This is a genomic window from Stenotrophomonas sp. 05L44_2, from assembly GCF_056665995.1.
Window position 1 is genome coordinate 1 of the sequence record NZ_JBFTNR010000851.1, and the last position, 1,606, is coordinate 1,606.

Consider the following 1,606-nt stretch of genomic DNA (forward strand, 5'->3'; position numbering starts at 1 on the left):
ACCCTGCGCGTTGCCCAACTGCACGCTGGCATCGCGTGGGCCGGGGGTATCGAGCACGATGGGATAGTCCACCGGCACTCGCTGCAGGAAATCACGCACGCCGTCCGGCGTATCCAGTGCCAGGCCCAACACCTGCACGCCGTGTGCGCCCTGGCCCTCGGCAAAGCGGGCCAGTTCGGGCATCTCTTCCACGCAGGGGCCGCACCAGCTGGCCCACACATTGACCAGCAATGGGCGGCCCTTGAAGCGTTCGTGGATATCCAGCGCGTGACCTTCAGCATCGGCAAGCACCAGCGCCGGCAGCGGATCACCGGGCCGCAGCATCGGCAGCGCCGGCGGCGATACCGCAACAGGCGCTGCAGCTTCCGTCGCCGGCTCCGGCGCCAGCCGGTTGCCGGCCCATAGGCCAAGACCGGCAGCCAGCACTGCTGTCCACAGCAGCGCTGGCCGTTGCCACTTCATCGCGCGGTGCGCAGCAGTGCTTCTTCCACCAGCGCCTGCGTCAGCAGGGTCGGCAGCACCGTCGGCGGGGCGCCGGGGCCGTACACCACGTACAGCGGCACGCCCACGGCCTTGTGCTCATCCAGGAACGCGGTGATCTGCGGGTCGACATTGGTGTAGTCGCCACGCATGTACACCGCGTTGGTACGCTTGAGCAGTTCCTTGAACTCCGGGCGCGACAGCACCGCGCGCTCGTTGGCCTTGCAGCTCACGCACCAGTCGGCGGTCATGTTGACGAASACCACGCGGTTGTCSGCGCGCAGGCGGTCCAGCATCTSCGGCGAATAATCCACCACGTTCTCGCTGCTCGCCTGCGCGGCACGCGCCGGCGGTGCCAGCTGGGTCACCGCCCACACCGGCACCAGCGCGGCGATCACCAGCAGCACGCCCAGCAGCCCGGCCGCGCGCTGGCTGCGCCAGCGGCTGCGCTCGAACAGCCACAGGCCGCCGGTGAGCAGCAGCAGGCCACCCAGCGCCAGCGCCATGCCATCCACGCCGCGCTGCTTGCCCAGCACCCAAAGCAGCCACAACGCGGCGGCGTACATCGGGAAGGCCAGCACGTGCTTGAGGGTTTCCATCCACTGGCCCGGCTTGGGCAGGCGACGGGCCAGCGCCGGCACGAAGCCGATCAGCAGGAACGGCAGGGCCAGGCCCAGGCCGAGGAACAGGAACACCAGCATCGCCGCCACCGGCGGTGCAACGAAGGCATAGGCCACCGCCGGGCCGAAGAACGGTCCCACGCAGGCACTGCCGACCACGCAGGCCAGCACGCCGGTGAAGAAGTCGCCGGCCGGGCCACTGCGTCGCGCCAGCGACTGGCCGAAGTTGCCGATGCCGCCGCCCATGGTGAACACGCCGGACAGGCTCAGGCCCACCGCGAACATGATGTAGGCCAACGCCGCGACCACGCCGGGATGCTGCAGCTGGAAACCGATGCCGACCGCATTGCCGAGCATGCGCAGGCCGACCATCAGCGCGCCGATCACCGCAAAGGCGACCAGCACGCCCAGCGTGTACCACATGGCATGGCTGCGGGCGCGCTCGGCGCTTTCACCGCTCTGCGCCAGGCTCAGCACTTTCAGCGACAGGATCGGCAGCACGCAGG

General features: G+C 69.5%; 2 protein-coding genes. Both read right to left on the bottom strand.

Translation table 11 applies throughout. The features are described 5' to 3' along the window. On the bottom strand, nucleotides 1-462 hold a 462-nt coding region (locus AC1VAN_RS21290), incomplete at its 3' end, for a TlpA family protein disulfide reductase (protein WP_480986689.1). Next, nucleotides 459-1,606, bottom strand: a 1,148-nt coding sequence (locus AC1VAN_RS21295) for a protein-disulfide reductase DsbD family protein (protein WP_480986690.1), incomplete at its 5' end; no start/stop codon positions are given. The genes AC1VAN_RS21295 and AC1VAN_RS21290, both read right to left, overlap by 4 nt.